This window comes from Cellvibrio sp. UBA7661 (assembly GCA_002483365.1).
In the GTDB taxonomy this organism is placed as follows: domain Bacteria; phylum Pseudomonadota; class Gammaproteobacteria; order Pseudomonadales; family Cellvibrionaceae; genus Cellvibrio.
In genome coordinates, this window is record DLHT01000018.1 from 78411 (window position 1) to 105218 (window position 26808).

Consider the following 26808-nt stretch of genomic DNA (forward strand, 5'->3'; position numbering starts at 1 on the left):
TTTTTGTTTTATGAGTCTATTTTTTACTTGAGTAATTAGTTTTTAGCGCTTAAGTAAATTGTTAATTCTTGTCCAGGGTGGATGTAGCTTTCATTTTTCACTTTATTCCAACTCAAAATGTCTTGTTTTGATACATCAAATTTGTTTGCAATTTTATGTAAGGTGTCACCGCTTTTGATCTGATAGGTAATTTTGTTGCCGTCTTTTTGTTCGGTTGCCTTGTTGAGCACTAGTAGTTTTTGCCCAGGTTTTAATTTGGCATTTGCCGGCAATTCATTCCATTTCAATAAATTATTGACGGTTGTTTTATTCTTGCGTGCAATTGTCCAAAAGCTATCACCCGATGCAACAGTGTAATAAGTGCCGGTATTTTTTTGCTTACGCTGTGCAATTTCTTGTTCAGCCTGGATTGCATAGGGTGAATCCATGGGGGCTTGGCCCGGGATGCTCAAGCTTTGGCCAATTTTCAGTTGAGTATTTTTCAAATTATTGGCGGATTGGATTGCTGCAACACTAGTACCGAAACGTTTGGCAATTGCTCCGAGAGTATCACCGGATTTTACTTTGTAATCGCCAGCTACCTGAACGGGTGTGATTTTCGGTAACTTATCCAAACTGAGCGTAAATTGTGCTGCGTCGGCCACAGGCACCAACAATTGATGCGGGCCTGTCGGGTCGGTTATCCATTTATTGTAACCAGCATTAAGATTACGAAGCTCTTTGGGATTGATGTCGGCCATACGCGCTGCTTGGGCAAGATCAATTGGTGAACTCACGTTAACGGTAGTGAAGTAGGGGTTATTGGGAATTTCAGCCAGCTCCAGATCGTATTTTTCCGGATCAGCAATCACTTTTGATAACGCTAATAGTTGTGGGACATATGACTGGGTTTGTTGCGACAAAGGCAGTGACCAAAAATCAGTGCCTTTGCCTTGCTTGCGGTTGCGTTGAATTGCACGGCGGATGGTTCCCTCGCCGGCATTGTAAGCGGCAATGGTTAATAACCAATCACCATCAAACATTGTGTTCAAACGCTTGAGATAGCGAACGGCCGCATCAGTAGAGGCCACTATATCGCGACGACCGTCGTACCAGTGGTTTTGCTTGAGCCCAAAATTACGTCCTGTGTGAGGCATAAATTGCCATACCCCCAGAGCTTTACTAGGCGAGGACGCAAAAGGGTCATAGGCGCTTTCAACAATCGGAAGTAGTGCAAGCTCCATCGGAAGGCCGTTTTCACGCAGTTCATTAGCAACATAATAAAGATAAGGTTTACTTTGTTCGGCGACTCGATCCAGATAGCGTTGGTTGTTGGATAGCCAACGAAGATTTTTATCTATTTTTGCATCACTGATTTCTGGAAAATCATAACCCTCTGTAATCTCATCCCAAAGATTGCCGTAATCACCGGTATGTTCGCGTAGTTTTGCTCCTAACGCGCTCTCTTCAGGTTCTGTCGGTTGAATATTTGTGGGCAGGGCATCTGCAGTAGACTCCTCAGGTTTGTTTAATGTGCTACAACCTGAAAGCATGAGTAATACGGACAAACAGAGATAAAAAGACAACAGCAGGGAGCGGTTTTGAGGTTTCATAGGGTCACTTTCAGTGTTGCTTTTTCATGCTCGGTTGGGTTGCCAGATGAAAAAGGTAGTTGAGTTTTTTGCCATTCTTATTTTGCGATTACGCCATAAAAATAGGATTTTTATCCTATTTTTCTCTAAAATAGCGGCTATTTAGTGAGAACCTTTGCCCTCCCTGGGGCTGCGGATTTCGAATTTTAGGTGCTGCTACCTATCGGGTCAATGTTTAATGTGGAATAAGGGAAACCTGTCACATGTCTCTTGAGCGTTAATTGGGCTTTCGTTTAGTTTGTTATTTGATCTGATCAGGCCAATGATCCTTAATTAACCGAAGGCCGCCGAAGACATCTGCCGCTGTCTCACATGTTTGTCCAAGCCTGTTTTCGACGAAGCTTTTGATGCCAGCTTGTTGACAGCGTAAAAATGGATTTGTTCGTTTTTCCATCAAAATAGTCGAAGGAAGTGTTATTGCTTGTTGCGAGCGTATTTTTTTGACTTGCACCAGGCGTTGTTCCAGTTCCTTATTATCGGGCTCAACGGCAAGAGCAAATTCGAGGTTGGCTTCGGTATATTCATGCGCACAATAGATGAGGGTGTTATCCGGAAGCGATGCCAGCTTCATGAGTGATCTCCACATAACCTCCGCAGTGCCATCAAACCGTCGGCCGCAGCCACCGGCAAAAAGTGCATCACCACAAAATAAAAGCGGTGTCTCAGCGTCATATGCAAGATAGGCAATATGCTCCCAGGTGTGCCCCGGAACAGCGATGATGGAGAACTGTATTCCATCGAGCCGAAGTTGCTCGCCTCCAGATACAAAGTGAGTAATCCAGGGAATGGATTCAGCTTCCGGTCCATAGACGGGGACGTCGCGATATTGCAGCAGCCCCGGGATGCCTTGGGTGTGATCGCGATGACGGTGAGTAACTAAAATTCCAGCCAGTTGTAAGTGATGTTTATGTAGATAGTGGATAACCACTGCTGCATCGCCGGGATCGACTACATACACATTGGTGTCATCCGTGCGAGGACGAATTATCCAAAAGTAATTGCTATCCAGTGCAGGGATGGGGGTAATAGTGATCACAGTCAAACCTCATGTATCGTTGCGCTATTTTACGCTGTCGAAGTGTGTTTGGTGACTCAACGGCATGTGTGTGATAGCGGTTAAGTGTCAGTTGCATGTGCTAAATTGTAGTGTTCCTGTAACAACGCTCTACATTGGGGATAGAACATTTATGCATCGCAAACTGGTTAAAACTCCACATCGCCTGTGGATCCGCATGGCGGCACTCGTGCGCAAGCGCTTTGGTGTCCTGTCAATGCGGGAGTCAGTTGAAGATCTCCGGTATTGGTTTGAGACGCCTTTAGGGCAAGCACTGCTGCAGGAAGAGCAGGAGGCATTGGATGATGGCCTACAATGTGTTTTTGGTTATCACTTACTGCAGCTGGGGATCAGCGGAAAACTGAATCTCACGGCATCGAGCCGTATTTCACATCATTTTATATTGCACCCACGCTTGGAGGAGAATCCAAAGTTAGGGGCACTTGCCGATTTTAACCATCTACCTCTGGCATCCGAATCGATTGATGCCGTGGTTTTACATCATAGTCTCGACTATAGCCAAAGCCCCCATCATCTATTGCGTGAAGTTGGCAGAACCATCATTCCGCGCGGCCACATCATCATCATCGGTTTTAACCCCCTCAGCTTATGGGGGATTTGCGCAAGTTTGGCTCGGATCGTCACATCAAAGCCACGATGGCGGTTCCAGTATCTGCGCCTTGGGCGATTACTGGATTGGCTTAAGTTGGTGGATATGGAACCAATTGCGGTGTACAAAGGTTTTTTTCGCCCGCCTTTGGCTCAGGAAAGCGCCATCAAACATTTGCATTGGCTTGAACCCTGGGGTAAAAGGCTGCACTTGCCTTGGGGTGGGTTTTATATGGTGGTTGCCCGTAAAGACCACATCCCACTCATGCCAATCAGACCCAAGTGGCAGCGCTATCGCCCTTTACGTGGACTTGCAGTGACCCGAATTCTTGGGCCGGCTCCCAGTGCGAATATTGGCATGCGTTCATGGCTTTTGCGTTAACAGATAACAAGGTGTAAACCCTATGCGTCAAATCGTTCTGGATACTGAAACTACCGGTCTTGAGACATCCCAAGGACATAGAATTATCGAAATTGGCTGTGTTGAATTAATGAATCGCCGTCTTACGGGTAGGCACTATCATCAGTATATAAATCCAGAGCGGGAAATAGACGCAGGCGCACAGGCGGTGCATGGAATCAGTAATGCCATGCTGGAAGATAAACCCGTATTCGCCCGTATAGCAGACGAGTTCTTGCAATTTGTGGGCGATGCAGAATTAATCATTCACAACGCAGCGTTTGATATCGGCTTTATTAACTACGAACTCAATTTGCTTCGGCCGGGATTTGGCAGCATCAGCGACCGCTGCCACGTGGTCGATACGCTCCTGATGGCAAGAGCAAAGCACCCGGGTCAAAAAAATAACCTTGATGCATTATGTAAACGTTACGGTGTTGATAACTCCCAGCGGGAGCTGCACGGCGCATTGCTCGATGCTGAAATTCTGGCCGATGTTTACTTATTGATGACCGGTGGACAAACGGCGCTTTCATTGGGCGGCAATCAATCAAAAGAAGATGGCACCGAAGGGCAAAATGAAATCCGGCGTATTGCCCCTGACCGTAAACCTTTGCCAGTTGTACTTGCAAATGACGAAGAACTGGCTGCGCATGAACAAAAACTCGCCGCAATCGCCAAAAGTAGTGGCGATAATTGTGTCTGGCTGCGATGAAATAAAGCAAAACATGGTATAGAGTCAATGTGACTTATCCAGATTGTGCAAGCCATGCTGATAGCTTGCGTTAACCCTTATGAGACAAACACCGTGAGCACAACCGAAACATTAAATCTTGCTTCCCTCAAAATGGTTCAGGACGAGCTGGTTGCAACTATTGAGCAATCTGCTATCAGGCTCGAACAGTTTTCCCAAGACCGCAATAACGGTGAGTTATTACAAAACTGCATCGATGGGATCAAGCAAATTCGGGGCATACTCAGCCTTATTCAATTGCGCGGCGTTGACTTGTTAGCGGAAGAGTTGGTCAATCACATTACCGATATTACATTGGGCGATGATGATAAAACCAATGCAAAGCTGGAGCTGTTAACGGCAAGCTTTTTTATCCTGCCGCGCTATCTGGAATATTGCACACAAACTGCACGTAGCATGGCAATGCTTCTGATTCCTCATATCAATGAATTGCGTATGGCTCGTAAGGCAGCGCCTTTACCTGAAAGTTATTTTTATAATTTGCCAAACATTAAGGCCAATCGTGAATTGGCTGCTGGTGCACAACAACCGGAAGACCTGGTCGTGTTAGTGCGTCGTTTGCGTCACATGTATCAAACTGGATTGTTAAATGTTTTAAAAAATGTCCAAGCAAAAGCATCTTTAGGCATTATGACCCGTGCCTTGCAGCGCTTGGAGTCCGCCTCTGCTGGATATCCGCTAAGTAATTTTTGGTGGCTAACTGGCACTGCTATTAGCGCAATCGCTGAAAAAAATATGCGCATTAGTAAAAGCCGGAAAATGTTATTCAGTGCAATCGAGCGCGAAATTAAGCGCTTCCAATTCGAAGGAAGTGCAGTGTTGGCTCGTGAAGTGGAACCTGCATTACAAAAAGAATTATTGTATTTACTGGCGCTTTCCCACTCAGAACAACAACAGTCTATTCAAGTTTTGAACGCCTACGGTGTTCAACCATTACCCTACACCGAAGCAGAACTCGCGCGGGAAATGGAATTTCTGAATGGCCCCAGTGCTAATACCATCAGCTCTATGGTTGCGGTATTGACAGATGAATTGCACAGCACAAAAAATATTCTGGAGCGTGCAGCACAAGGCGGAGCAGAGTTGCTCAGTGAATCTCCTGAACTGTTGGAAACCTTGAAAAAAGTGGCTGATATTCTATCGATTGTCGGTTTGGTTGCGCCAAGTAACAGTTTAAAACTGGAAATTGAAAAAATTGCACAATGGCAAGCGAATCATAGTCCGGTAACTCCGGATGAATTGTTAGTTGTTGCTGACACATTGCTTTATGTAGAGAGCACTATCGCAGGATTAAATAACGCCAATTTATCTGACGACAAAGTCGCGCAGATCAATGCGTTATCGCGCGATGCAGCTATGGCAAATAACCAAATTGCTGAAGCGGAAAAAATTGTCATCGATGAAGCTGAGGCTGGATTGGCAATGGTAAAACGCGCCCTGACTGCATTTGCTGAATCCAATTACGATAAAGGTCATATCCGTAATATTCCCGGTATATTAGATTCAGTGCGCGGCGGTATGTTTTTGTTGGGTTTATCGCGCGCGGCGAATGTATTAGCAGGGTGCATGCGTTTTGTTGATGAAGATTTATTGGCATCAGAACAACATCCGGCAGTACAGCATTTGTTGGAAACATTTGCAGATGCCGTTATCAGCCTTGAATATTATCTCGATGCCATTAAGTTGGATAAAAATGCAGATACAGCTGTACTGCAGATTGCAGAAGAAAGTTTGCAGGCACTTGGATATAACCTTTAAATATGCCTTCCCGTTTTTCACTTTCGTCCTTTGAGTTTCATGCTTCGTCAGTAGTGCCGGTTACTTCCCGTAATCGGCTCTTCATTCTGGTGGCTATAACAGAGCAGTATCGTTGTACCCAATTATTATGTGATAACCAGAGTAAGCTGTGCATTATCGACCAATACTCTTTTGTAACACTTTCTGAATCGATAATCAGTGAACACTATTTGGGTGTGTTGAATGGTGATGACTTATGGGTAAGAGTAATAGCCCACAACACAGACTTACCCAATGGCTATCAATGGCTTGGATTGCGCACCCAATTGGAATCACTTTCGGCTGACTTTTTTCAATTGGCTGGGCGTGCATTACAAATTGCACAATGGTTTTATGATCATCGTTTTTGTGGCTGCTGTGGCCAGCCAACGCAGGAAGATACGATTGATCGTGCAAAGGTCTGTCATGCTTGCAATCTGCGCTTTTACCCCCGTATATCGCCCTGTATGATCGTGTTGGTCACGCGTGGAGAGCAGATATTACTCGCTCATCATAAGCGCGCAACACGGGTTGTCTATTCAACATTGGCTGGTTTTGTCGAAGCAGGCGAAAGCGTTGAGGAATGTGTCCGGCGTGAAGTGCTTGAAGAGGTAGGGTTACGAGTGGGGAAGGTTCGCTATTTCGGCAGTCAGCCCTGGCCATTTCCAAGCCAATTAATGCTGGGCTTTTTTGCTGAGTATGAAGCGGGCGAGATTCAGATAGACCCAACTGAAATTGTGGACGCAAAATGGTTCCGTTACGATCAGTTGCCTCAAGTGCCCGCAAACGCTAGTGTAGCGGGGCAGTTAATTGCCGATTATGTCGCACGTATTCAAAGCGCATCCGCAACATCATTTACTTAAAAATAGATACAAATAATAACAACCTTGGAAACAGGTAGGACATTATGATTTTTACCTTGCTTACTTTTTTGATTGGATTAATTGCACTTTACATCGCTTACAAAGCGGTAAGTGTGCTTTGGCAAAAGTCGTGGTTTGTCGGATTTTGCCGGGGCGTTTTTGGATTGGCGCTACTTGCAGTTGCTGTGTTGGTCGCATTGGCGGCTTATGATGTCTACAGCTACAAACAAGTATTGCAAGAGCAAGTTGTTGCGACCATCAATTTTGACAAGATCGAAAACCAGCATTTCATGGCTGTACTATCTGACAAAGATGGCAAAGAGCAGCGTGTTGAGCTGCGGGGTGATCAGTGGCAATTGGATGCACGTATTGTTAAATGGAAAGGATATTTGTCCACTTTTGGAATTAAGCCTGCATTTCGCCTCGAACGCCTAAGTGGGCGGTATTACGATATTGAGCAGGAAACTACAGCCAAACGCACAGCATATGCAGTCAATGAAAGTTTATATGGCGTTGATTTGTGGAAACTATTTAATTCTCACCCGGAATGGGTGCCCGTAATTGATGCAGTTTATGGTACGGCCACTTACTTACCTATGCGAGATGGCGCTTTATTTCAGGTCAGCCTTTCCAGCACCGGATTGGTCGCGCGCCCAATGAATGATGCAGCACGCGAAGCAGTTGCAGAATTTTATTAGATTTAACCCTTATTGTTTTCATCGATTATTAATTAAACGTTGTACGGAGCTGTCCATTGGAATTTTTATCAGAATACGGTTTGTTTCTTGCGAAAACCCTGACATTTGTTATTGCGGTTTTTGTCATTGTTAGTCTTGCAGTCTCTATGGGTGGTCGCACAAAAAAGTCGGATAAAGGCCATATTGAGGTGACGAAACTCAATGAAAAGTTTGATCATCTGCGCGATTCATTACGCGATGCCATGCTTGATGACGATGAGTATAAAGATTTTGAAAAAGCAGAAAAAAAGCGTCTGAAAGAAGAAAAAGCGCAAAAGAAAAAAGCAGCAAAAGAAGCTGCCAAAATGAACCCGGAAGATGCTACTGCTGAACCTGAGTCGGCAGCCAAAAAACGTATCTTCGTACTGGATTTTTATGGTGATATAAAAGCATCAGAAGTAGAGTCCCTGCGTGAAGAAATTACCACTGTGCTTACACTGGCTAAAACCACTGACGAAATTGTAGTAAAAGTAGAAAGTGGTGGCGGCATGGTTCACAGTTATGGATTGGCGTCCAGTCAGCTTGCGCGAATCACCAATAAAAAAATTCCGTTGACTGTTTGCGTAGACAAAGTGGCTGCCAGTGGCGGTTATATGATGGCCTGTGTTGCGGATAAAATTGTCGCAGCTCCTTTTGCTGTTCTGGGGTCTATTGGCGTGTTAGCCCAGCTGCCAAACTTCCATAAGCTGTTAAAGAAAAACGATATTGATTATGAGATGTTTACTGCAGGCGAATACAAGCGCACTGTCACTATGTTTGGTGAAAATACCGAAAAGGGTCGCGCCAAGTTTGTAGAAGAGCTTGAAGATACCCATGTATTGTTCAAGGAATTTGTCAGCAGCCATCGCCCGCAAGTTGATGTAGAAAAAGTTGCGACTGGTGAAGTATGGTTTGGCTCCAGAGCCAAAGACGTTAACTTGATTGATGATCTTCAAACAAGTGATGAATATTTATTTGCCCAGGCAGAGTCTGCCGATATTTACGAAGTTGAATTTACCTACAAAAAGACCTTACCCGAAAAATTAGGTTTTGCAGCACAAGCGGCGGTAGATAGGTTGTTAATGACGTGGTGGGAACGGCTCAATATAAGCCGCTGGTTTTAGAATGCGTAACAAAGCGGTGCCGATGGCACCGTTTTTATTTGTGCGATGACATTTTATTGATATGTGCGGAGGCAATCACTATGGCTTTTTCGTTCACAAAACTGCAAATGCCCGACCCGGCTGATGCGCTCAAAGGGCGGGAGGGTGAATTAATCGTTGAAAACCGCCATGCGGTAAAAAATGTTCCAATCAAAGCTCCTTTTCCAGAAGGCAGTGAAAAAATTTTACTCGGTTTAGGGTGTTTTTGGGGCGCTGAGAGAAAATTTTGGCAGCAGCCAGGCGTATATACGACAGCTGTCGGTTATTCGGCAGGCTATACACCTAATCCAACGTATGAAGAGGTGTGCAGTGGTTTAACCGGGCACAATGAAGTTGTGCTAGTGGTGTTTGATCCTAACGCAACGTCGCTGGAAAAATTATTAAAGGTATTTTGGGAATCGCATAATCCGACTCAGGGAATGCGCCAGGGTAATGACCGTGGCACCCAGTATCGCTCGGGTATTTATTATTTTAACGATGCACAAGGCGAATTGGCTGAACAGACAAAAACGGCTTATCAGTCAGCATTGAATGAAAAAAATATTGGAGAGATAACCACTGAAATTTTACCCGCCAGCGCATTCTATTATGCAGAAACCTATCACCAACAATACTTGCACAAAAACCCAGGTGGTTATTGTGGGTTGGGCGGTACTGGTGTCTGTTATGCTGACGGTAACTAATCGTCAGCATATTTGAAAGTTCTCACATAGCATCGTAATAAGGGCCACTGCCACCCTGTGGAGGAACCCACCGGATATTTTGTGTCGGGTCTTTAATATCGCAGGCCTTACAATGAATGCAATTAGCAGCATTAATGTGTAAAGAGTTAGTGGCGCCTTTTTTAACAATTTCATACACCCCTGCCGGGCAATATCGCTGTTCTGGCGCATCATAGATTGACAGGTTGTAATCTATCGGTATTTGTTGGTTTGTCAGTTGTAGATGGACAGGTTGATCCTCGTCATGGGTAATATTGGCAAGATAAATTGACGACAAACGATCAAAGGTAATTTTTCCATCCGCTGCAGGATAATGAATTGTTTTCACTTTGTTTGCGGCTATTAAACATTCGTGGTCTGCCTTACCGTGCTTGAGTGTCCAGGGCAGTGTGAAACCCAAAGAATGCAACCACAAATCTATTCCTGCATATAACGTCCCGGCAAAATTGCCCCAGGCCGATAAGGCGGGCTTGATATTGCGCACCGCATATAAATCTTTCCAAAGCCATGATGCGCGAATTTTTTCAGGGTAACTTTTCAAGAGTGGTTCGTATTGTTCTTGCGCAAACGCATCGATAATAGCGTCTGCCGCAAGCATTCCCGATTTCATAGCATTGTGAGAGCCTTTTATTTTAGGCACATTTACAAAGCCTGCTGAGCATCCAATGAATGCTCCTCCCGGAAATATCAATTCAGGCAAGGATTGTATGCCGCCTTCATTGATTGTGCGGGCACCGTAAGAAAGCCGTTTTGCGTTTTCCAATAAGGGTTTTATGGCTGGGTGGGTTTTGAATCGCTGAAATTCTTCAAACGGATTTAAGTAAGGATTTTGAAAATTCAAATGTACTACAAAACCAAGCGCGATTTTGTTGTCTGCCAGGTGATATAAAAATCCACCGCCTCCGGTGCGGTTATCCAGTGGCCAACCTTGGGTATGTAATACAGCACCTTCGTTGTGGTGTGCGGGATCAATACTCCATATTTCTTTAAAGCCCAATCCGTATTTTTGCGGTTCGGTGTTTGCACGTAGATTAAATTTTTGCTCCAGTGATTTTGCGAGTGAACCGCGAGTGCCTTCAGCAATTAATGTATAGCGCGCATGTAATTCAATGCCGGCAGAGAAGGTATTTTTCTGACTTCCATCACGTGCGATGCCCATATCGCCGGTAATGACACCTTTCACGCTGCCGTCTTCACCGTAGATCATGTCACTGCCATTAAATCCAGGAAATAAATCCACGCCCAGTTCTTCTGCCTGGCTACCCAACCAACGGCATACTTGGCCAAGGCTTACAATGTAATTGCCATGGTTATTCATTAATGGAGGTAAAAGTGCAGCGGGAATATTGAAATGTGTTTTTTCAGTTAGCCACAAAAACTGATCTTCTTTGACTTGTGTTGTAATCGGGGCATTTTTATTTTTCCAATCTGGAATTAATTCATCCAATGCGACAGGATCAATCACTGCGCCCGATAATATATGTGCACCAAGATCTGCGCCTTTTTCCAAAACGCATACACTCAGCTCTTGCGATTTTTTCGCTGCAAGTTGTTTCAAACGTATAGCAGCGGCTAATCCAGCTGGGCCTGCGCCGACAATCACAACATCGTAATGCATTTGATCGCGTTGGGTCATAACAAGCTCATTTATGTCGTAGTGGTTAAATGAATTTCATCACTGCGTTGAATGTTGGCCGTTAGCGAACGGCAATATTCTAAAAACGCAATCATGGCTGGAGTTTGGTAACGGTTTTTATGCCAGACAAACATGAATTGCCTGCGCAAATCGAGCATCGGCGTTTTCACTTCGACCAAACTGCCGCGCCGGAATGCATCGCGTACAGCAAGGCGTGATACGCAGCCAACCCCAAGGCCAGATTCAACCGCGCGCTTGATTGCCTCGGTATGTTCGAGTTCCAGCCGAACTTTTAATTCCGGTAGATGATGCCGCAATGCCTGATCGAAAGTTTCACGTGTGCCTGAGCCCTGTTCGCGCAAAATCCACGTAGCGGATAAGAGTGCGTCGATACTCACCGCTTCCTGATTCGCTAGCGGATGTGTGGGTGAGCAAAACACAACAAGCTCATCCTCAATCCAGGTCTCGGCTTGCAATTCGGGGTGATGGCAACTGCCTTCAATAAGCCCTAAATCCAATTCGTATCCTGCAATTTGCTGCAAAATCGATTGGGTATTTTTTACTTGCAGCGCGATATGGCAATCAAGATGGTTCTGCATAAATTCGCTGATGATCATAATCGCCAGATAATTCCCGATTGTCAGTGTCGCCCCTACGCTTAAATCCCCGAGCGATGATTTTCCCTCCAGCAAGTGCTCAATTTCAGTCGCTTGGGTTAGCAGACTACTGGCGACGGGCAGCAGTGATTTACCCAGTGCATTGAGTTTCAGAAGCTTGCCGTTGCGATCAAACAATTGGCAATCGAATTGCCGCTCAAGTTCCGCCAGTGCGGTACTGGCAGCGGATTGGGAGAGGGAAACCTCTTCGGCGGCACGGGAAACGTTACCGGTGCGGGCGATGGCGACAAAAATTTCCAGCTGGCGCAATGTATATCTCATATCGATTTCTCGGATATATAAAATATGAATTATCAATTTAACAAATATGCTAGCGCGAAATAGACTGGACATCAACCAATCCTTTATTGAGTAACCGCTCACTGGAGACTGAAAGTGAAAGCACTGGTCGCAATCAAGCACGCTGTTGATTACAACGTAAAACCCAATATTGATCCTGTAACCGGGCAGGTTGATATCGCCCAGGTCAAAAAGGCGGTAAATCCGTTTGACGAAATTTCTCTTGAAGAGACTGTACGCTTAAAAGAGCAGGGCAAGGTAAGCGAGATTATTGCCGTTTCCATCGGTGGGGATGACGCCAAAGACAGCTTGCGCCATGCCTATGCAATGGGGGCTGATCGTGCTTTGTTGATAGCAACCAACGCCGAGCTACAACCACTTGCGGTAGCAAAATTATTGAAAGCCATTGTGGAGCGCGAGCAACCACAACTGATTTTTCTGGGTAAGCAAGCAGTTGGGGAAGACTATGGACAGACCGGTCAGATTCTCGCCGCGCTGTTGGGCGTGGGCATAGGGACGTTTGCTTCTGGATTGCAACTGGAAACAGAACATATCGATGTCATTCGGGAAATTGAAAAAGGGACCCAAACTATTCGTCTTACGTTGCCCGCCGTCATCACCACAGATTTGCGTTTGAACGAGCCGCGTTTTATCAAGTTGCCTAATTTGATGATGGCGAAAAAGAAAGTCATTGAAATTATTTCTGCACACGAATTAGGTGTTGATCTTGCTCCGCGCTTCACTGTGCTTAATGCGAGTGAGCCTGCAAACAAACCGGGTGCAGTACAGGTTGGCAATGTGCAAGAACTGGTAGAAAAATTACGTCGCGCGGAGGTGTTGGTATGAGCGTTTTAGTATTGGCTGAAATCGATGGCGATCAAATAAAAGTATCCAGCCTTCAGGCAATCACTGCTGCGGCAGCGTGGAATTTACCGATTGATGTATTGGTGTACGGAAATCAAGTGGATGACGTTATCAGCAAAGTGTCGCGCATAAATAATGTTGCACGCGTGTTGGTCGCCCAAGCTGCGCATTTCTCACACCCGCTCGTGGAAGATGTTGTGGAATTGGCGCTCAGTATTGGCCGTCATTACACACACATAATCACAGCGCACACCAGTTTTGGGCGAAGTGTGTTGCCTGCAATCGCCGCGTGCTTGGATGTAGCCGCCATCACTGATGTTATTGAAATAGAAGCGGATGCTATTTATGTGCGCCCCGTTTATGCGGGAAATATCATTACGCGAATTCAAAATCACGAACCCATCCAGCTTGTCAGTGTTCGTGCTACCGCGTTTCGCGCAGCACAAACGCAAGAAAATACGGTTGCGCAGCGCGTCGATATACAGGTGCCTACAGCACAACACAAAAGCTATTGGCTGAGTGAACAGATTACTCATTCAGATCACCCCGAATTACATTCGGCACGAGTGGTGATCGCTGGTGGGCGCAGCTTGGGTGAAAAGTTTGATGAATTGTTAAATCCACTGGCTGAAAAATTGGATGCAGCTATAGGGGCAACACGCGCATGTGTTGATGCAGGTTTTGCGGCGAACGACTTACAAGTGGGGCAGACGGGCACCATTATCGCACCGGATTTATATATTGCAGTCGGTATTTCCGGTGCGGTACAGCACTTGGCAGGTATTAAAGACAGCAAAACAATTGTGGCGATTAATCATGATCCTGATGCGCCCATTTTTAAATATGCCGATTACGGTTTGGTTGCGGATTTGTTTACTACTTTGCCAGAGCTTCATGAAGCATTAGCGCAACACTAGGGGATTTTTATGAGTGCAGTAAACACACAAAAAGTGTTATCGGTAACGCACTGGAACGAAAGCTTGTTTAGTTTTACCACCACGCGCGATGATTCATTTCGCTTTGAAAATGGCCAATTTGTCATGATCGGTTTAGAGGTTGATGGCAAACCTTTATTGCGCGCCTACAGTATTGCAAGTCCGAATTACGCGGAGCATCTGGAATTTTTCAGTATTAAAGTGCCGAACGGGCCGCTCACCTCGCGCCTGCAAAATATTCAAGTGGGGGATGATATTTTGGTGGGCAAGAAACCGACCGGAACGTTATTGTTATCCGATTTAAAACCCGGCAAACACCTCTATTTTTTATCAACAGGCACCGGCCTTGCGCCCTTTATCAGCTTGATTCAGGACCCTGAGACTTACGAAAAATTTGAAAAAATTATTCTGGTTCATGGTGTGCGGCACGTAAATGATTTGGCCTACCGCGATTTTATTACCCGTGAATTATTAGAAAACGAATTTTTGGGTGAGGAGGCAAAGCAGAAATTGATTTATTACCCCACCGTTACCCGCGAGCCATTTATCAATCAAGGGCGACTGACCGATCTTCTTGAAAATGGAAAATTGTTTGCTGATATTGGCTTGCCACCGTTTAACCCGGCCCATGACCGCGCTATGTTATGTGGTAGCCCGGCAATGCTTGATGACACCTGTGCATTATTGGATAAGGCAGGGCTGATTGTCTCTCCGCGTATTGGGATTGCCGGGGATTACGTTATCGAACGGGCGTTTGTGGAAAAGTAGGTTTTTGCCATTGTCGGGCACAGGGATCTTGCCCGTGTAATATGCTGTCATTCCATCTAATTTGTCGTGTGTGTTTAATGCCAAGGTAAATAAGACTGACCTAGCGTGAAAGCGTGATAAGGGTTGGCCAATATCGACCTGAGGCATAGATGTACATGATACGCGGTACTTTTACTGGCAACAGCAATATCCATAACGCGAATAAAACCCGGCTATATGAAGCATTGGGGCAAATCGTCGTCTCTTTCAGAGCTCTGGAGAAAGGTGTAGATGGATTAATCACCTGTAGTCAGGATGAATCTTCCTCGCTGAATGTATTGCTGCTGGAGAGTATTCCTTTCACCCAGAAAATATCGGTAATGGATGAGCTTATCCGTTCACGGCACTGCGTGCAGGAGTTGGGCGCGCTGAACCAAACATTGATTGCCTTGGTAGAGCGTTGTCATAGCTGTGAACACCAGCGCAACGAATGGATCCGCTCTTATTGGGTGCCGGAGCTGGAGGCGAAAGAGGGAAGTGTTATGCGCTTGCAGCGCAAGGAAACAGAGAATCTTGAACTTGTACCATGCCAACTCACAGAGTTGGAAAACTTTATTGTGGTATTGAATGCGACGGTCGCGTATCTGTGCGGATTCCACCAAAAACTGTATGCCGGATTCAAACGGATTCGTAATATTCCAACCACAGAAACCTATTTAAAACCCCTGCATTTAGTAGAATGGGATGCACACTGAGTGCATCCCCTTTGATGAGCATTACTGCTCTACATTCCCCGCATGCAGGCCGCACTCTTTTTTAGTGGCTTCTTCCCACCACCAGCGGCCTTCGCGCTCATGCTGCCCCGGCGCAACCGGGCGAGTACAAGGCTCACAGCCGATTGAAATGAAGCCGCGCTCGTGCAATTCGTTGTATGGCACTTCGCACATGCGGATGTAATCCCACACTTCTTTGGATGACCAGTTCGACAGCGGATTAAACTTGGTGAGTTTTTCGCCCGGGCGAGCAAATAATTTATCGTCCTGAATTACCGGGATTTCAGCGCGGGTAGGGCTTTGGTCTTTGCGTTGGCCGGTGATCCACGCATCCAGCGTCAGTAATTTTTTGCGCAAGGGTTCGATCTTGCGGATGCCACAACATTCTTTGTGGTCGTCTTCATAAAAGCTGAAAAGGCCTTTTTCCTGAACTAACTGACGTACTGCTTCGCCATCCGGTGAAATGACATCAATTTTAATGCCGTAATGCTTGCGGACTTTTTCGATAAAACGGTAAGTCTCAGCGTGCAAGCGGCCGGTGTCCAGACAAAACACCGGCACATCAGGGCGATAGTTGCGCGCCATTTCAATCAGTGCAACATCTTCAGCGCCGCTGAATGAGATGGCGATATTGTCGAATTGGCTCAGGGCGTACTTAATGATTTTCTGCGGACTTTCTTGCTGGAATTTGGCATCCAGGTCGATAAGGTTTATCTGGTTATCAGTCATAAAGGCTACTCACGGTATTACGGTGTTTGGTATGGCCGTCAGGATACCAGAGCCAGCAATCCAGCCCAAGCAACAGGCCTTCCGAGGTTTGCTTTACCGAATCAAAACAGGTAGATTGCCGCGACTCTTTTTAGGGCGAAATCGCCTGTTTATTAACCGTTTTGGAGGTTGTTGTGGAAATTGCATGTCTGGACCTTGAAGGTGTATTAGTCCCTGAAATTTGGATCGAATTCGCCAAAGTGACCGGTATCGAAGAACTGAAAGCCACCACCCGTGACATTCCGGATTACGATGTATTGATGAAGCAACGCATCCGCATTCTGGAAGAACACAAGTTGGGACTGAAAGAAATTCAGGATGTAATCGCTACCCTCAAGCCGCTGGATGGTGCCGTTGAATTTGTGGATTGGCTGCGTGAGCGTTTTCAGGTAATCATTTTGTCAGACACTTTCTACGAATTCTCACAACCACTGATGCGTCAATTGGGTTTCCCTACACTCATGTGCCATCGTTTGAATATCGATGAGCGCGGCATGGTGGCTGGTTACACCTTGCGCCAGAAAGATCCAAAGCGCCAATCAGTATTGGCTCTGAAAACCCTTTACTATCGTGTGATCGCTGCTGGTGATTCGTATAACGACACCACTATGTTGGGCGAGGCGGATCAAGGTATTTTGTTCCATGCACCACAAAACGTGATCGATCAATTCCCGCAATTCCCTGCCGTACACACTTACGAAGACTTGAAGAAAGAATTCATCAAAGCAAGTAACCGTGAATTAAGTCTGTAATTCTGTGTAATGTGAAACGCGCTCGATACTCGATATAAGTCGAGCGCGTATTTTGAAAATGTACCGCGTTTAACACCACTACAGTAGTCAATAAAAAAGCCTTCAAGGCAATAATAAATATCTCAGAGAACCTCTAACCGTTTTTTCAATAACGATAACTCCTACTTTTATGGAGTGAATAAGAGGTAATCAATAATGGATGCATCAACTCAAACTACACCTGTTGTAGTGACCACATCACCCGGTGGAAAATTTATTCCTTTGGCTCTCGTTGCAGGGCTGTTCTTTATTTTGGGTTTTGTCACTTGGCTTAATGGCTCATTAATGCCGTATCTGGAAGAAGTGCTGACCCTGACCCCGGTTCACGCATCGCTGATTTTATTTGCGTTTTATGTTTCCTCCACGTTGGTGGCCATTCCCTCTGTTTCGCTTATTGCGCGTGTTGGCTATAAAAATAGTATGGCGCTCGGGTTGGTGGGAATGGCACTTGCTGCGCTGACATTTATTCCTGCAGCAATGGCGCACAGCTTCGAGCTATTTTTATTGGCGCAATTTTTAATGGGTGCCAGCCTTACGTTACTGCAAACAGCGGTGAATCCTTATGTGGTAAAAATTGGCCCGGAAGAATCAGCCGCGGTGCGCATCAGCGTGATGGGAATGTTGAACAAAAGTGCAGGCATTGTTGCGCCCATGATGTTCACCGCATTGATTTTGTCGGGTATGAGCCACGTTGGTTCAACACCAACAGAAGAAGAAAGAAAAGCGATGGCTGGCAGCTTGATCCTGCCTTATCTGGGTATGGCACTGTGTATTTTGGCTGTAGCGCTCATTGTGAAGTTATCGTCATTGCCTGAATTGAATCTTGAGTCTGAAGATACTGGTGAAGTGCGTGATTCAGGGTTTCATTTTAAGGAATCACTGGCGCACCCCAATTTAGTGTTGGGCGTGTTCGCACTGATTTTTTACGTAGGTGTTGAAGTCATTGCGGCCGATACCATTGGTTCCTATGGTCGCAGTATCGGTTACGAAAATTACACATCGCTTACATCATTCACTATGACATTTATGCTGATAGGTTATGGCTTGGGGATTTCACTGATTCCGCGTTTTATCAGCCAGGCCAACGCGTTATTGGTATCTGCTGTTTTAGGTTGCTTGCTCAGCCTTGCAATTGTGTTTGGCGACAATCAATCCACTGCGCTGGCTGATGTGTTATTGGTTCCGTTTGGTTTGCCTGCACTGCCCAATACATTGGTATTTATTGCCATGATGGGTTTGGCGAATGCGATTGTCTGGCCTGCAGTATGGCCAATGGCATTAAGTGGGTTGGGCCGTTTAACCGGTACCGGTTCAGCACTGTTGGTGATGGCAATTGCCGGTGGCGGAATTTTGCCGGTGCTATTAAATACACTGGCTTCGCATGAAGAGGTAGGGCGTCAGTCGGCGTATATTATTGCGTTGCCTGCCTATTTATTTATTTTGTTCTATGCCGCAAAAGGCCACAAAATAAAACGCTGGAAAAAATAATCCTGCGGTGAAAAAAATCCGCTCGCGTTGTATTCAAACGCGAGCGGATTGTATTTAGTGACTTACCAAATTTTCACACGCACATTTTCATCGCGGTACATTCCATCGCCCGGTTTAACACCATAGACCTCATAAAACTCTGTCATGTTCGACAGTGGCCCCAGTACGCGATACTCGCCCGGTGAGTGTGGTCCGTTAATCACTTGGCGGCGTAAGGCTTCATCGCGGTATTTGATTCGCCATACTTGTGCCCAGCCCATAAAGAAGCGTTGCTCAGCGGTAAATCCATCAATCGTTTTACCGGGGTTTCCGTCCAGTGAATTTTTGTAAGCGCGATGGGCGAGAGTAACGCCACCAAGGTCTGCAATGTTTTCACCTAAACCGAGCGCGCCCTGCAAATGCAAATCATCAATCGGGTTGTACGCACTGTATTGATCAACCATTAATTGCGCGCGCGATTTAAATTGCGCCGCGTCTTCTTCTGTCCACCAATCGCGCAAATTGCCGTCGCCATCTGAGTGTCGCCCTTGGTCGTCAAACCCGTGGGTGAATTCATGGCCGATCACCGCACCGATTGCGCCATAGTTAACGGCATCATCCGCGGCAACATTAAAAAACGGCGGTTGCAAAATCGCTGCAGGAAAGACGATCTCATTCATGCTCGGGTTGTAATAGGCATTGACCGTTTGCGGTGTCATTACCCACTCGGTGCGGTCTACCGGTTTGCCCAAGCGGGCGATGGCGCGCTCTTGCTCACAGATTGCATTGCGGCGTAAATTGGCGACCAATTCTTTGGCGTTAATGTTGACGCAATCGTAGTCGCGCCATTTTTCCGGATAACCAATTTTGGTGTTGAATTTGGCGAGTTTTGTTTGGGCCTGGCGTTTGGTTTCCGGGCTCATCCAGGTGAGTTCTTCAATTGATTGTGAGTAAGCTTTACGCAAGTTTTCAATCATCAAATCCATGCGCGCTTTGGCTTCTGGTTTGAATTGTTGCTCAACGTATTTCTTGCCAACTAAAAAGCCCAACTGCGTATCGGCTAATTTAGCGGCGCGTTTTTCACGTGGGCGCTGCTCTTGAATACCACTCAATGTTTTGCCATAAAAATCAAAGTTGGCATCGACGAATGCTTTGTTTAGATTTCCGGCATCATTATTCAACACATGAAAGGTTAAATATTGCTGCCAGTGCGCTAACGGGATTTTCCCCTGCAGCTGGGCAAATGCTTCCACATAAGTGGGTTGGTTAATGACCACTGCATCAATACTGCCCAGGTTCGCTGCATCAAAAAAACGGTTCCAATTCAAACCCGGTGCCGCTTTGTTCAGCTCTGCCAGCGTCATTTTGTTGTAGGTGGCGGTGCGGTCACGGTTTTGCACGCGCGTCCAGTGAATGGTGGCAATTTTTTTCTCAAGTGCAACAACATTCGCCGCTGCTTGTGTTGGGTTTTTTTCACCCGCGAGTGTGAATAATTGTGCAATGTACTTCTGGTATTTGCCCAGCAACTCAACGGATTGGGCATCGGTTTTTAAATAGTATTCACGGTCAGGTAGGCCCAGGCCGGATTGATACGCACCGGTAATATATTGCTCGGAGTTTTTATCATCCTGATCGATATACAGCTCAATCGGCGTACCGGTACCGTAAGGCTGCCACTCTCCCCACAGTAACGCCAGATCCGCGTGATTTTTGAGTTGGTCGATTCGCGCCAAATAAGGTTTCAGTGGTGATAAGCCCAATTGTTCGATTAATGCCTCATCCATAAACGATTTATACAGATCGGCAATTTTTTGTTCGTCTGAACCCGCAGGCTGTTCAGTCGCTGCGAGTGATTGGATCATCGCGCGCACATCATTTTCTGCATTTTCAGCGAGCGCATCAAAGCTGCCCCAGCGCGCTTTATCAGCGGGAATTTGGGTGTTGTCCAACCATTTTCCGTTTACATAGCGGAAAAAATCCTGCTGCGGTGCAACACTGGTATCCATACTGCTCAAGTCAATTCCTGAACCTAATGCGCTACCGTTTTGCGATGTTTCACTTGAAGGGGAATTGTTGCTACACGAACTAACGCCGAGCGCTAATGAAATACCCAGCGCGATTGCGGTCATTTTTTTCATTGCGATTTCCTTGAATGGTTGTGATGAACGTTAAATCAGTAGAGCGCGCGCTTGAACATGCCCAGTGCAGTTTGGTATCCCCACAATTGCAACTCGGCATCGTAGCGGTCGCCTTCATCGCGCATAAACGCGTGTACACCGTTCACTTCATGCCAGGTGAAATTCACGTTATGGGCAACCAGATTTGCATACACTTTTGCGCGGCCCTCGGGCGAAATGTGCGGGTCTTGTTTGCCCCAGATCATTTGCAGCTCGCCTTTGATTTCACCGGTGCGAGTCAAACTTTCATTACCCGGTTGTGATGGCGTCAAACCTGAATGGATGTCAGTTGCATAAAAACAACTGGTTGCCGAAATAGCCGGGTGGATTGCTGCACGGTAAGCCAAACCACCGCCCAGACAAAACCCCATCGCGCCGATTTTCCCCGAGTAATAGGGCAGCGTTTGGACGTAATCGATCATCGCTTGGGTATCGGTATCGTGTGCTTCCAAATATTTTGCGACTTTATCCGCGTTGCCTTTATCGCGGCCCGCATCGTCGTAACCCAATACCGTACCGATAGGATTTAATTCATGGAACACTTCCGGAACAATCACAATAAAACCATGCCCCGCCATAATTTGTGCGCTGCGGCGAATGGGTGAGGTCTGCTGGAAAATTTCGGAGTAAAGAATAATGGCGGGGAATTTTTTACCGGCGGTTTCGGCGGTGTCTTTCGGGTGATATACATAACAGCGCATTACGCCGGTGGGAGTATTCAAATCGGCTTGATGGTTCTGAATTAACATCAGGTGCTCCTCGGAGATGTTGTGATTTGTTTTTGATGATTAGTGTTTAAATTGCTGTTCCAGTGTTTGCATTAATACCTGTACTTTGGCGATGGATTCGCGGTATTCCTGATCGGTTTCAGAGTCGGCGACTATACCGCCGCCGCCCCAGCAATGGATCTTGTTGCCATCGCAGACCAGTGTGCGTATTGCAATGCTGGTGTCCATTTGGCCATCGGCACTGATATAGCCCAGGCTGCCGCAATAGAGTGAGCGGCGTGAGGGCTCCAATTCTTCAATGATTTCCATGGCGCGGATTTTCGGTGCGCCGGTAATGCTGCCACCGGGGAAGGCATCGCGCAGTACATCAATTGCCGTTGCGCCTTCGTTTAACTGGCCGGTCACTGTGCTGACCAAGTGATGGACATTGGCAAAGGTTTGCAGTTCACACAGCGCGGGCACACGCACGTCCGTGCAGTGTTTGCTTAAATCATTGCGCAGCAGGTCAACGATCATCACATTTTCGGCGCGGTTCTTCTGGCTGTTTTGCAGCCATTGGGCATTGGCGATGTCTTCTGCGTCGGTGGTGCCGCGTTTGATAGTGCCTTTGATCGGTTTTGTTTCCACCTGTGTGCCGCGTACCTGAATAAACCGCTCGGGCGATAAACTCAGCACCGCGCCGGTCTCCAACTGCATAAATCCCGAAAAAGGTGAGGGCAGCACCTCGCGCAAGGCGAGGTAGGCAACGAACGGGTCCCCGCTATAGTCAGCGCTAAACCGCTGGGCAAAATTCACTTGGTAGCAATCGCCCGCGCGGATGTATTCCTGAATGCGGGTCAGTGCCTCACGGTATTTCTCTACTTTAAGATTGCTTTCAAAGCCATTGATTTCAAAAGAAATATTATCGTTTTTAATGAATTGCTTTAAGTCGTGAAACATCGGTTTTTGCGATGCATTCAAGCACAGCTGCTCGATTTCCAAAAAGTTATAAGCACTTTGCAGGCTACCGCTGAGCGCTTCATTGATAACCAAAACGGCTGTTTGGTATTGGTGATCCTGAATAATCGCCCAAGGGTAAAGGCCGATATGCATGTCGGGCAGGGCGATGTCATCGGCAGCCAGCGAAGGCAACACTTCAATACGGCGACCAAGGTCGTAACCGAAATAACCCACAGCGCCGCCTATAAATGGCAGGGTCGGATGAGTTTGGTTTTCGTGATCACCGAGTAAATCGCGCACTAGATAAAACGGGTCATCCTGTGAATCGCGGCTGTTGCCGGTATGGTCGCTAATACGGGTTTGCCCGCCTTGGGTGAGCAGCATCTGTTGTGGCGCAGCGCAGATAATATCGAAGCGGCCGTAGTGGCTCACAGGGCGGCCCGAATCTAACCACACTGCGTAGGGCAAATGGCGCACAGCAGCAAACCAGAAAGCCGGTTCAGGTTGATAAACAAGCGGAATAATGCGGAGCTTTTCAGCAAGGAATCTGGGCATGGAATCTGTGGTCAGCGCCGTTACGGGGCTTGCATTCTACCCCATGATTGCCAGCCTTCGGCAAATAGACTTTGGTGCCAAGCCCGTTTAAGCTGCATTGCTCTAATGTTGTTTTAACAGCTTAAGGAATCGCCCAATGGATGTTCTTTTATTTATCTTCGCAATGCTGATTGGTGGTGTTGTTGCCTGGCAAGCCTTCAGTTGGTACTACAACAAAAAGTTCAAACGCCCCGTGCAAGATGTCAGCGCAGAATCGCACGTGCTGCTGGAGCGGATCGAAAAAGTATTTAAAGTCGTGTTGGCGGAAGGTTACTTCACTGAAATTTATGACCACAACACCAAGCGCGACTTTTTTGGCATTTTCAAAACCAATAGCAAAGCGCTCGTGGTTGCCAAAGCCAAAGTTGCCGTCGGTTATGATTTCGCCAAAATGAAATTCCGCCGCGACCACAATTCGCGCACTTTGGTGATTGAGCAGTTCGCCGCGCCGGAAATCCTTTCCATCGATACCGATTACAAGTTTTATGACATCAACCAGGGTGTGCTGAATAAATTTGATAACGAAGACTTCACTGAAATTCTGGCCGAAGCAAAAAAACTTATGCAAGAAAAAGCGATGGAAAGTGATCTGCCGCAGATCGCACACAAGCAGCTGCAATTAATGATGCAACAACTCTGCGCCTCGGTAGGTTGGCAATTGGAGCATGAGAAAGTTTTGGAGCCGCTAAAAACTATACACGTCATCACCGACGAAAACGCAAAATAAAAACAAGGAACGCTTATGGCACTGCTCGTTATTTTTACGCTGGTCGGCATGGCGCTGGGTGAGGCCATTTTTTACGATAATGGTTGGTTAATTGGTGCGGGCTTGGGGTTCTTAATCACCAAAGTCATCTTGATGGGCTACCACATCAAACGCCTTGAGCGCGATGTGAATACGCTCAAAGCCGATCCGTTATCTGCCGCGCGCGCCGCAGCTGGGCAGCCATCACCGGTGCGACCATCAACTACACAACCATCAACTACACAAGCGGCAAGCGCACCGCCACCAACCACCACACAGGTTCAAACCGCATCTGTGCCTGCAACATCCGTTGCTGAACAACGCGTGCCATTGGCAGAGCGATTAAAAGCACACGGGATTGAATTGCCACCAGAAACTGCATCGGTTGAGTTACCAATCAGTGATGCCGAATTGGAAAACCTTGCGCTGGCGACTGCGCAACCCGGCGCAGAATCACATCCCGAGCAGATTGCAAAACCCGTCGCGCCCAAACCAGCTCCTGCAATTCCCGCTAAACCTGCAGAGCCCGATGTATTTGAAAAAGGCATTGCGTTTATCAAACGTTTTTTTACCGAGGGCAATCCCATTGTCCGCATCGGTATGGTCGTGATGTTTTTCGGTTTGAGCTTTTTAGTGAAGTACGCGTCCAACCAGGGTTTGTTACCGATTGAATTGCGCATGGCAGCCGTTGCCGCGATTGCACTTACGCTGATCGTACTGGGCTGGAAAACCCGCGAGCGGGCAGGGGGTTATGGTTTGGTATTGCAAGGTGGTGGTATAGCGGCGCTTTATCTCACCGTATTTGCAGCGGCAAAAATGTATTCGCTAATGCCCACCGGCGGCGCGTTTGCGCTTATGTTTATTATTGTGATCTTGGGTGCGCTGCTTGCGATTTTACAAAACGCGCAGGTGCTTGCACTTATGGCGACGGCCGGTGGATTCCTTGCACCGATTCTCACATCCGATGGTTCAGGCAATCACGTCGGGTTATTCAGTTTTTATCTGCTGCTCAATATTGGCATTCTCGCCATCGCCTGGTTCAAAACCTGGCGGCTGCTGAATTGGGTCGGGTTTGTATTTACCTTTGTGATTACCTCCATTTGGGGTGTGCTCAAATATGAGCCGCATTTGTACGGGAGCACTCAACCATTCTTGCTCGCTTTCTTCGCGCTCTATTTAACGGTGTCGATTTTATTCTCGCTTAAACAGCCGCCGAATCTAAAAGGGCTGGTCGATGGCAGTCTGCTTTTTGGTTTGCCGATTGTCGGCTTCGGTTTGCAAACGGAATTGTTGAAGCACACCGAATACGGTTTAGCGATCAGTGCGTTGGTGCTGGCGATTATTTATATCGCATTGGCGCGTGTGCTCTGGGCCAAATACCAACACACGCATCGCGTATTGATTGAATCGTTTATCGCATTAGGCGTTGCCTTTGCTACCTTGACCATTCCATTAGCGATGGATGCGCAATGGACATCGGCCACATGGGCATTGGAAGCAACCGGCTTGATCTGGGTTGGCTTGCGCCAGCAGCGATTGCTGCCGCGCTGCGCGGGTTATTTGCTGCACATAGCAGCGGCTTGTTCGTTAATGATTCACGGGTTGGATACCGGCACTCGCGCGTTGATTGATGGTGATTTTATTAGCCTGTTAATTCTGGCTGCATCGTCACTGTGCATTGCGTATCTGCTCAGCCGTTTTGCAGAAAACGCAAAACCGGTTGAAAAAATCGTGGCCAATGTGGCGATGATTATCGGTTGGCTCTGGTGGTTATTGGCCGCAAGCCGTGAAATTAATACGCACATTGCAGGTGAGCATCAATTTCCCGCGTTGATATTAATGTTTGCCGCATCGGTTGCAGCATTGTTAGCGTTGAGTAAAAAAGTTCAGTGGCCTGAATTGGCGCGCATCGGCTTTTGGTTGTTGCCGCTGGGCATGGTGTTATCGATGAATAATTTTGGCGAAGGATTATTTATCGGTTACGACGTATATCCATCGCAACGCTGGGGCTTGTTGGCACTCGCAATTTTCTTTGCCGTGCAATATCGCTATTTATGGCAACAAACCGGCCGTGCTGCCTGCGGTATTTTGAGTGTGTACCACGTATTAACCGCGTGGTTTATTTTCAGCTTAATCGGCTGGGAGGCCAGTTACTGGCAAAGCAAAATGAACTGGTATGGCACCAGCGCTGCCGTATTATGGTTTGTGTGTTTGGTAGCGCCGTTACTTGGGCTGATGTTCTTTACGCACAAAGCCAGCGAATCAGGCAAAACGATTTGGCCATTTACCCAGCACGCAGCGGATTATAAAAATCTGATTCCTGCACCATTACTGTTTGGTTTGCTCTGCTGGTTTGTGATCGCCAGCCATTACTCAGGCGCAACTACACAATTCTATTTGCCCATTTTGAACCCGCTGGATTTAGCACAAGCAGCCGTATTGGTATTGTTCGTCTATGCCATGAAGCGCGGCTTTATCGGGTTAAATAATCTCACGCCAGAGGTTCGCTACGGCGCATTGGGTGTGTTGGGTTTTGCGTGGATCAACATTGTATTACTGCGCGCCGTGCACCAATACGCGGGTATTGAGTATTCAGCGGTGGTGATGTGGAACTCCGTTGTGGTGCAAATGTCGCTATCAATTCTGTGGGCGGTATGTGCGTTGGTAGTGATGAATCTTTCCCGCCGTTTGCAAGAGCGCAAACTGTGGATGGTGGGTGCAGGTTTATTAGCAATCGTTGTCTTAAAACTGTTTACCAAAGATGCATCAGGCACAGGAACACTTGCGCGTATTGTGTCGTTTATTGTGGTCAGTGGTTTGATGATTTTGATTGGTTATCTATCGCCAATACCGGCAAAAGCAAAACCGCAAAACGATAAAGAAGAAGCCGCACCCTAACAGGGTGATGTCAGTCAGTTAAATAGTATATGTTCACCAGAACGTCATCCCCGCAAGCGGGGATCCATAGGTTTTAGGATCTAAAGCTGGAATCGGAAATTG

23 protein-coding genes are annotated in these 26808 nt (G+C 46.8%); 15 read left to right on the forward strand and 8 right to left on the reverse strand.

Translation table 11 applies throughout. The features are described 5' to 3' along the window. Positions 1–35: 35 nt before the first annotated feature. Both B2739_RS15550 and gloB read right to left on the reverse strand, forming a co-directional pair. Positions 36–1592, reverse strand: a complete 1557-nt coding sequence (locus B2739_RS15550) for a lytic transglycosylase (protein ID WP_331346766.1) — start codon at positions 1590–1592, stop codon at positions 36–38. Positions 1593–1872: 280 nt separating this feature from the next. After that, positions 1873–2667 (reverse strand): hydroxyacylglutathione hydrolase, encoded by a 795-nt coding sequence (gene gloB / locus B2739_RS15555; protein WP_331346767.1) that lies wholly within the window; start codon positions 2665–2667, stop codon positions 1873–1875. A 151-nt stretch (positions 2668–2818) separates the two neighbouring features. Between gloB and B2739_RS15560 the strand changes: the two genes are divergently transcribed. From B2739_RS15560 to msrA, 7 genes are all read left to right on the forward strand, one after another. Then, positions 2819–3676 carry a methyltransferase domain-containing protein gene (locus tag B2739_RS15560; protein WP_331346768.1) on the forward strand — a complete coding sequence of 286 codons (858 nt, stop codon included), beginning with the start codon at positions 2819–2821 and terminating at the stop codon, positions 3674–3676. 22 nt (positions 3677–3698) lie between these two features. After that, on the forward strand, positions 3699–4409 hold the full coding sequence (gene dnaQ / locus B2739_RS15565; protein WP_331346769.1) for a DNA polymerase III subunit epsilon: 711 nt from the start codon (positions 3699–3701) through the stop codon (positions 4407–4409). A gap of 93 nt (positions 4410–4502) precedes the next feature. After that, entirely contained in the window at positions 4503–6206 is a 1704-nt protein-coding gene (locus B2739_RS15570) for a pilus assembly protein (RefSeq protein ID WP_331346770.1), read from the forward strand. Positions 6207–6208: 2 nt separating this feature from the next. Beyond that, positions 6209–7087, forward strand: a complete 879-nt coding sequence (gene nudC, locus B2739_RS15575; RefSeq protein WP_331346771.1) for an NAD(+) diphosphatase — start codon at positions 6209–6211, stop codon at positions 7085–7087. 44 nt (positions 7088–7131) lie between these two features. Continuing rightward, positions 7132–7785: a cation/multidrug efflux pump gene (locus tag B2739_RS15580; protein WP_331346772.1), complete on the forward strand. Its 654-nt coding sequence runs from the start codon at positions 7132–7134 to the stop codon at positions 7783–7785. 56 nt (positions 7786–7841) lie between these two features. Further along, a complete protein-coding gene (sohB, locus tag B2739_RS15585; protein ID WP_331346773.1) occupies positions 7842–8927 on the forward strand; it encodes a protease SohB in 1086 nt (361 codons plus the stop codon). An 80-nt stretch (positions 8928–9007) separates the two neighbouring features. Further along, on the forward strand, positions 9008–9649 hold the full coding sequence (gene msrA / locus B2739_RS15590; protein ID WP_331346774.1) for a peptide-methionine (S)-S-oxide reductase MsrA: 642 nt from the start codon (positions 9008–9010) through the stop codon (positions 9647–9649). Between the two features lie 22 nt (positions 9650–9671). Here msrA and B2739_RS15595 read toward each other — a convergent pair whose 3' ends face one another. Both B2739_RS15595 and B2739_RS15600 read right to left on the reverse strand, forming a co-directional pair. Next, the gene (locus tag B2739_RS15595; protein WP_331346775.1) at positions 9672–11324 is read right to left on the reverse strand and encodes an electron transfer flavoprotein-ubiquinone oxidoreductase; all 1653 of its coding nucleotides are present in this window, start codon (positions 11322–11324) and stop codon (positions 9672–9674) included. An 11-nt stretch (positions 11325–11335) separates the two neighbouring features. Beyond that, complete coding sequence (locus tag B2739_RS15600; RefSeq protein ID WP_331346776.1) at positions 11336–12262, reverse strand: LysR family transcriptional regulator; 927 nt, start codon at positions 12260–12262, stop codon at positions 11336–11338. Positions 12263–12376: 114 nt separating this feature from the next. Here B2739_RS15600 and B2739_RS15605 point away from each other — a divergent pair, with 114 nt between their 5' ends. From B2739_RS15605 to B2739_RS15620, 4 genes are all read left to right on the forward strand, one after another. Then, positions 12377–13126: an electron transfer flavoprotein subunit beta/FixA family protein gene (locus B2739_RS15605; RefSeq protein ID WP_331346777.1), complete on the forward strand. Its 750-nt coding sequence runs from the start codon at positions 12377–12379 to the stop codon at positions 13124–13126. Next, positions 13123–14061 carry an FAD-binding protein gene (locus tag B2739_RS15610; RefSeq protein ID WP_331346778.1) on the forward strand — a complete coding sequence of 313 codons (939 nt, stop codon included), beginning with the start codon at positions 13123–13125 and terminating at the stop codon, positions 14059–14061. Before B2739_RS15605 ends, B2739_RS15610 begins: the two co-directional genes overlap by 4 nt. Before the next feature lie 9 nt (positions 14062–14070). After that, positions 14071–14847: a ferredoxin--NADP reductase gene (locus tag B2739_RS15615; protein WP_331346779.1), complete on the forward strand. Its 777-nt coding sequence runs from the start codon at positions 14071–14073 to the stop codon at positions 14845–14847. Between the two features lie 149 nt (positions 14848–14996). Then, positions 14997–15581 (forward strand): hypothetical protein, encoded by a 585-nt coding sequence (locus B2739_RS15620; protein ID WP_331346780.1) that lies wholly within the window; start codon positions 14997–14999, stop codon positions 15579–15581. 21 nt (positions 15582–15602) lie between these two features. Here B2739_RS15620 and B2739_RS15625 read toward each other — a convergent pair whose 3' ends face one another. Next, positions 15603–16328, reverse strand: coding sequence for a phosphoadenylyl-sulfate reductase (locus B2739_RS15625; protein ID WP_331346781.1), 726 nt, complete (start codon positions 16326–16328; stop codon positions 15603–15605). A 173-nt stretch (positions 16329–16501) separates the two neighbouring features. Here B2739_RS15625 and thrH point away from each other — a divergent pair, with 173 nt between their 5' ends. Together thrH and nagP are read left to right on the forward strand one after the other, a co-directional pair. Then, positions 16502–17119, forward strand: a complete 618-nt coding sequence (thrH, locus tag B2739_RS15630; protein WP_331346782.1) for a bifunctional phosphoserine phosphatase/homoserine phosphotransferase ThrH — start codon at positions 16502–16504, stop codon at positions 17117–17119. Positions 17120–17314: 195 nt separating this feature from the next. Continuing rightward, positions 17315–18646: an N-acetylglucosamine MFS transporter NagP gene (gene nagP / locus B2739_RS15635; protein WP_331346783.1), complete on the forward strand. Its 1332-nt coding sequence runs from the start codon at positions 17315–17317 to the stop codon at positions 18644–18646. Positions 18647–18708: 62 nt separating this feature from the next. Here nagP and B2739_RS15640 read toward each other — a convergent pair whose 3' ends face one another. The 3 genes from B2739_RS15640 to pabB are packed head-to-tail and all read right to left on the reverse strand — an operon-like array spanning position 18709 to position 23024. Beyond that, positions 18709–20763: a M13 family metallopeptidase gene (locus B2739_RS15640; protein WP_331346784.1), complete on the reverse strand. Its 2055-nt coding sequence runs from the start codon at positions 20761–20763 to the stop codon at positions 18709–18711. A 35-nt stretch (positions 20764–20798) separates the two neighbouring features. Continuing rightward, positions 20799–21551 carry a dienelactone hydrolase family protein gene (locus tag B2739_RS15645; RefSeq protein WP_331346785.1) on the reverse strand — a complete coding sequence of 251 codons (753 nt, stop codon included), beginning with the start codon at positions 21549–21551 and terminating at the stop codon, positions 20799–20801. Positions 21552–21590: 39 nt separating this feature from the next. Next, positions 21591–23024 carry an aminodeoxychorismate synthase component I gene (gene pabB, locus B2739_RS15650; protein WP_331346786.1) on the reverse strand — a complete coding sequence of 478 codons (1434 nt, stop codon included), beginning with the start codon at positions 23022–23024 and terminating at the stop codon, positions 21591–21593. A gap of 136 nt (positions 23025–23160) precedes the next feature. On the opposite strand from pabB, the gene B2739_RS15655 reads away from it, so the two are divergent. Continuing rightward, entirely contained in the window at positions 23161–23790 is a 630-nt protein-coding gene (locus tag B2739_RS15655; RefSeq protein ID WP_331346787.1) for a DUF4230 domain-containing protein, read from the forward strand. A gap of 15 nt (positions 23791–23805) precedes the next feature. Further along, entirely contained in the window at positions 23806–26706 is a 2901-nt protein-coding gene (locus B2739_RS15660; protein WP_331346788.1) for a DUF2339 domain-containing protein, read from the forward strand. Positions 26707–26808: the final 102 nt, after the last annotated feature.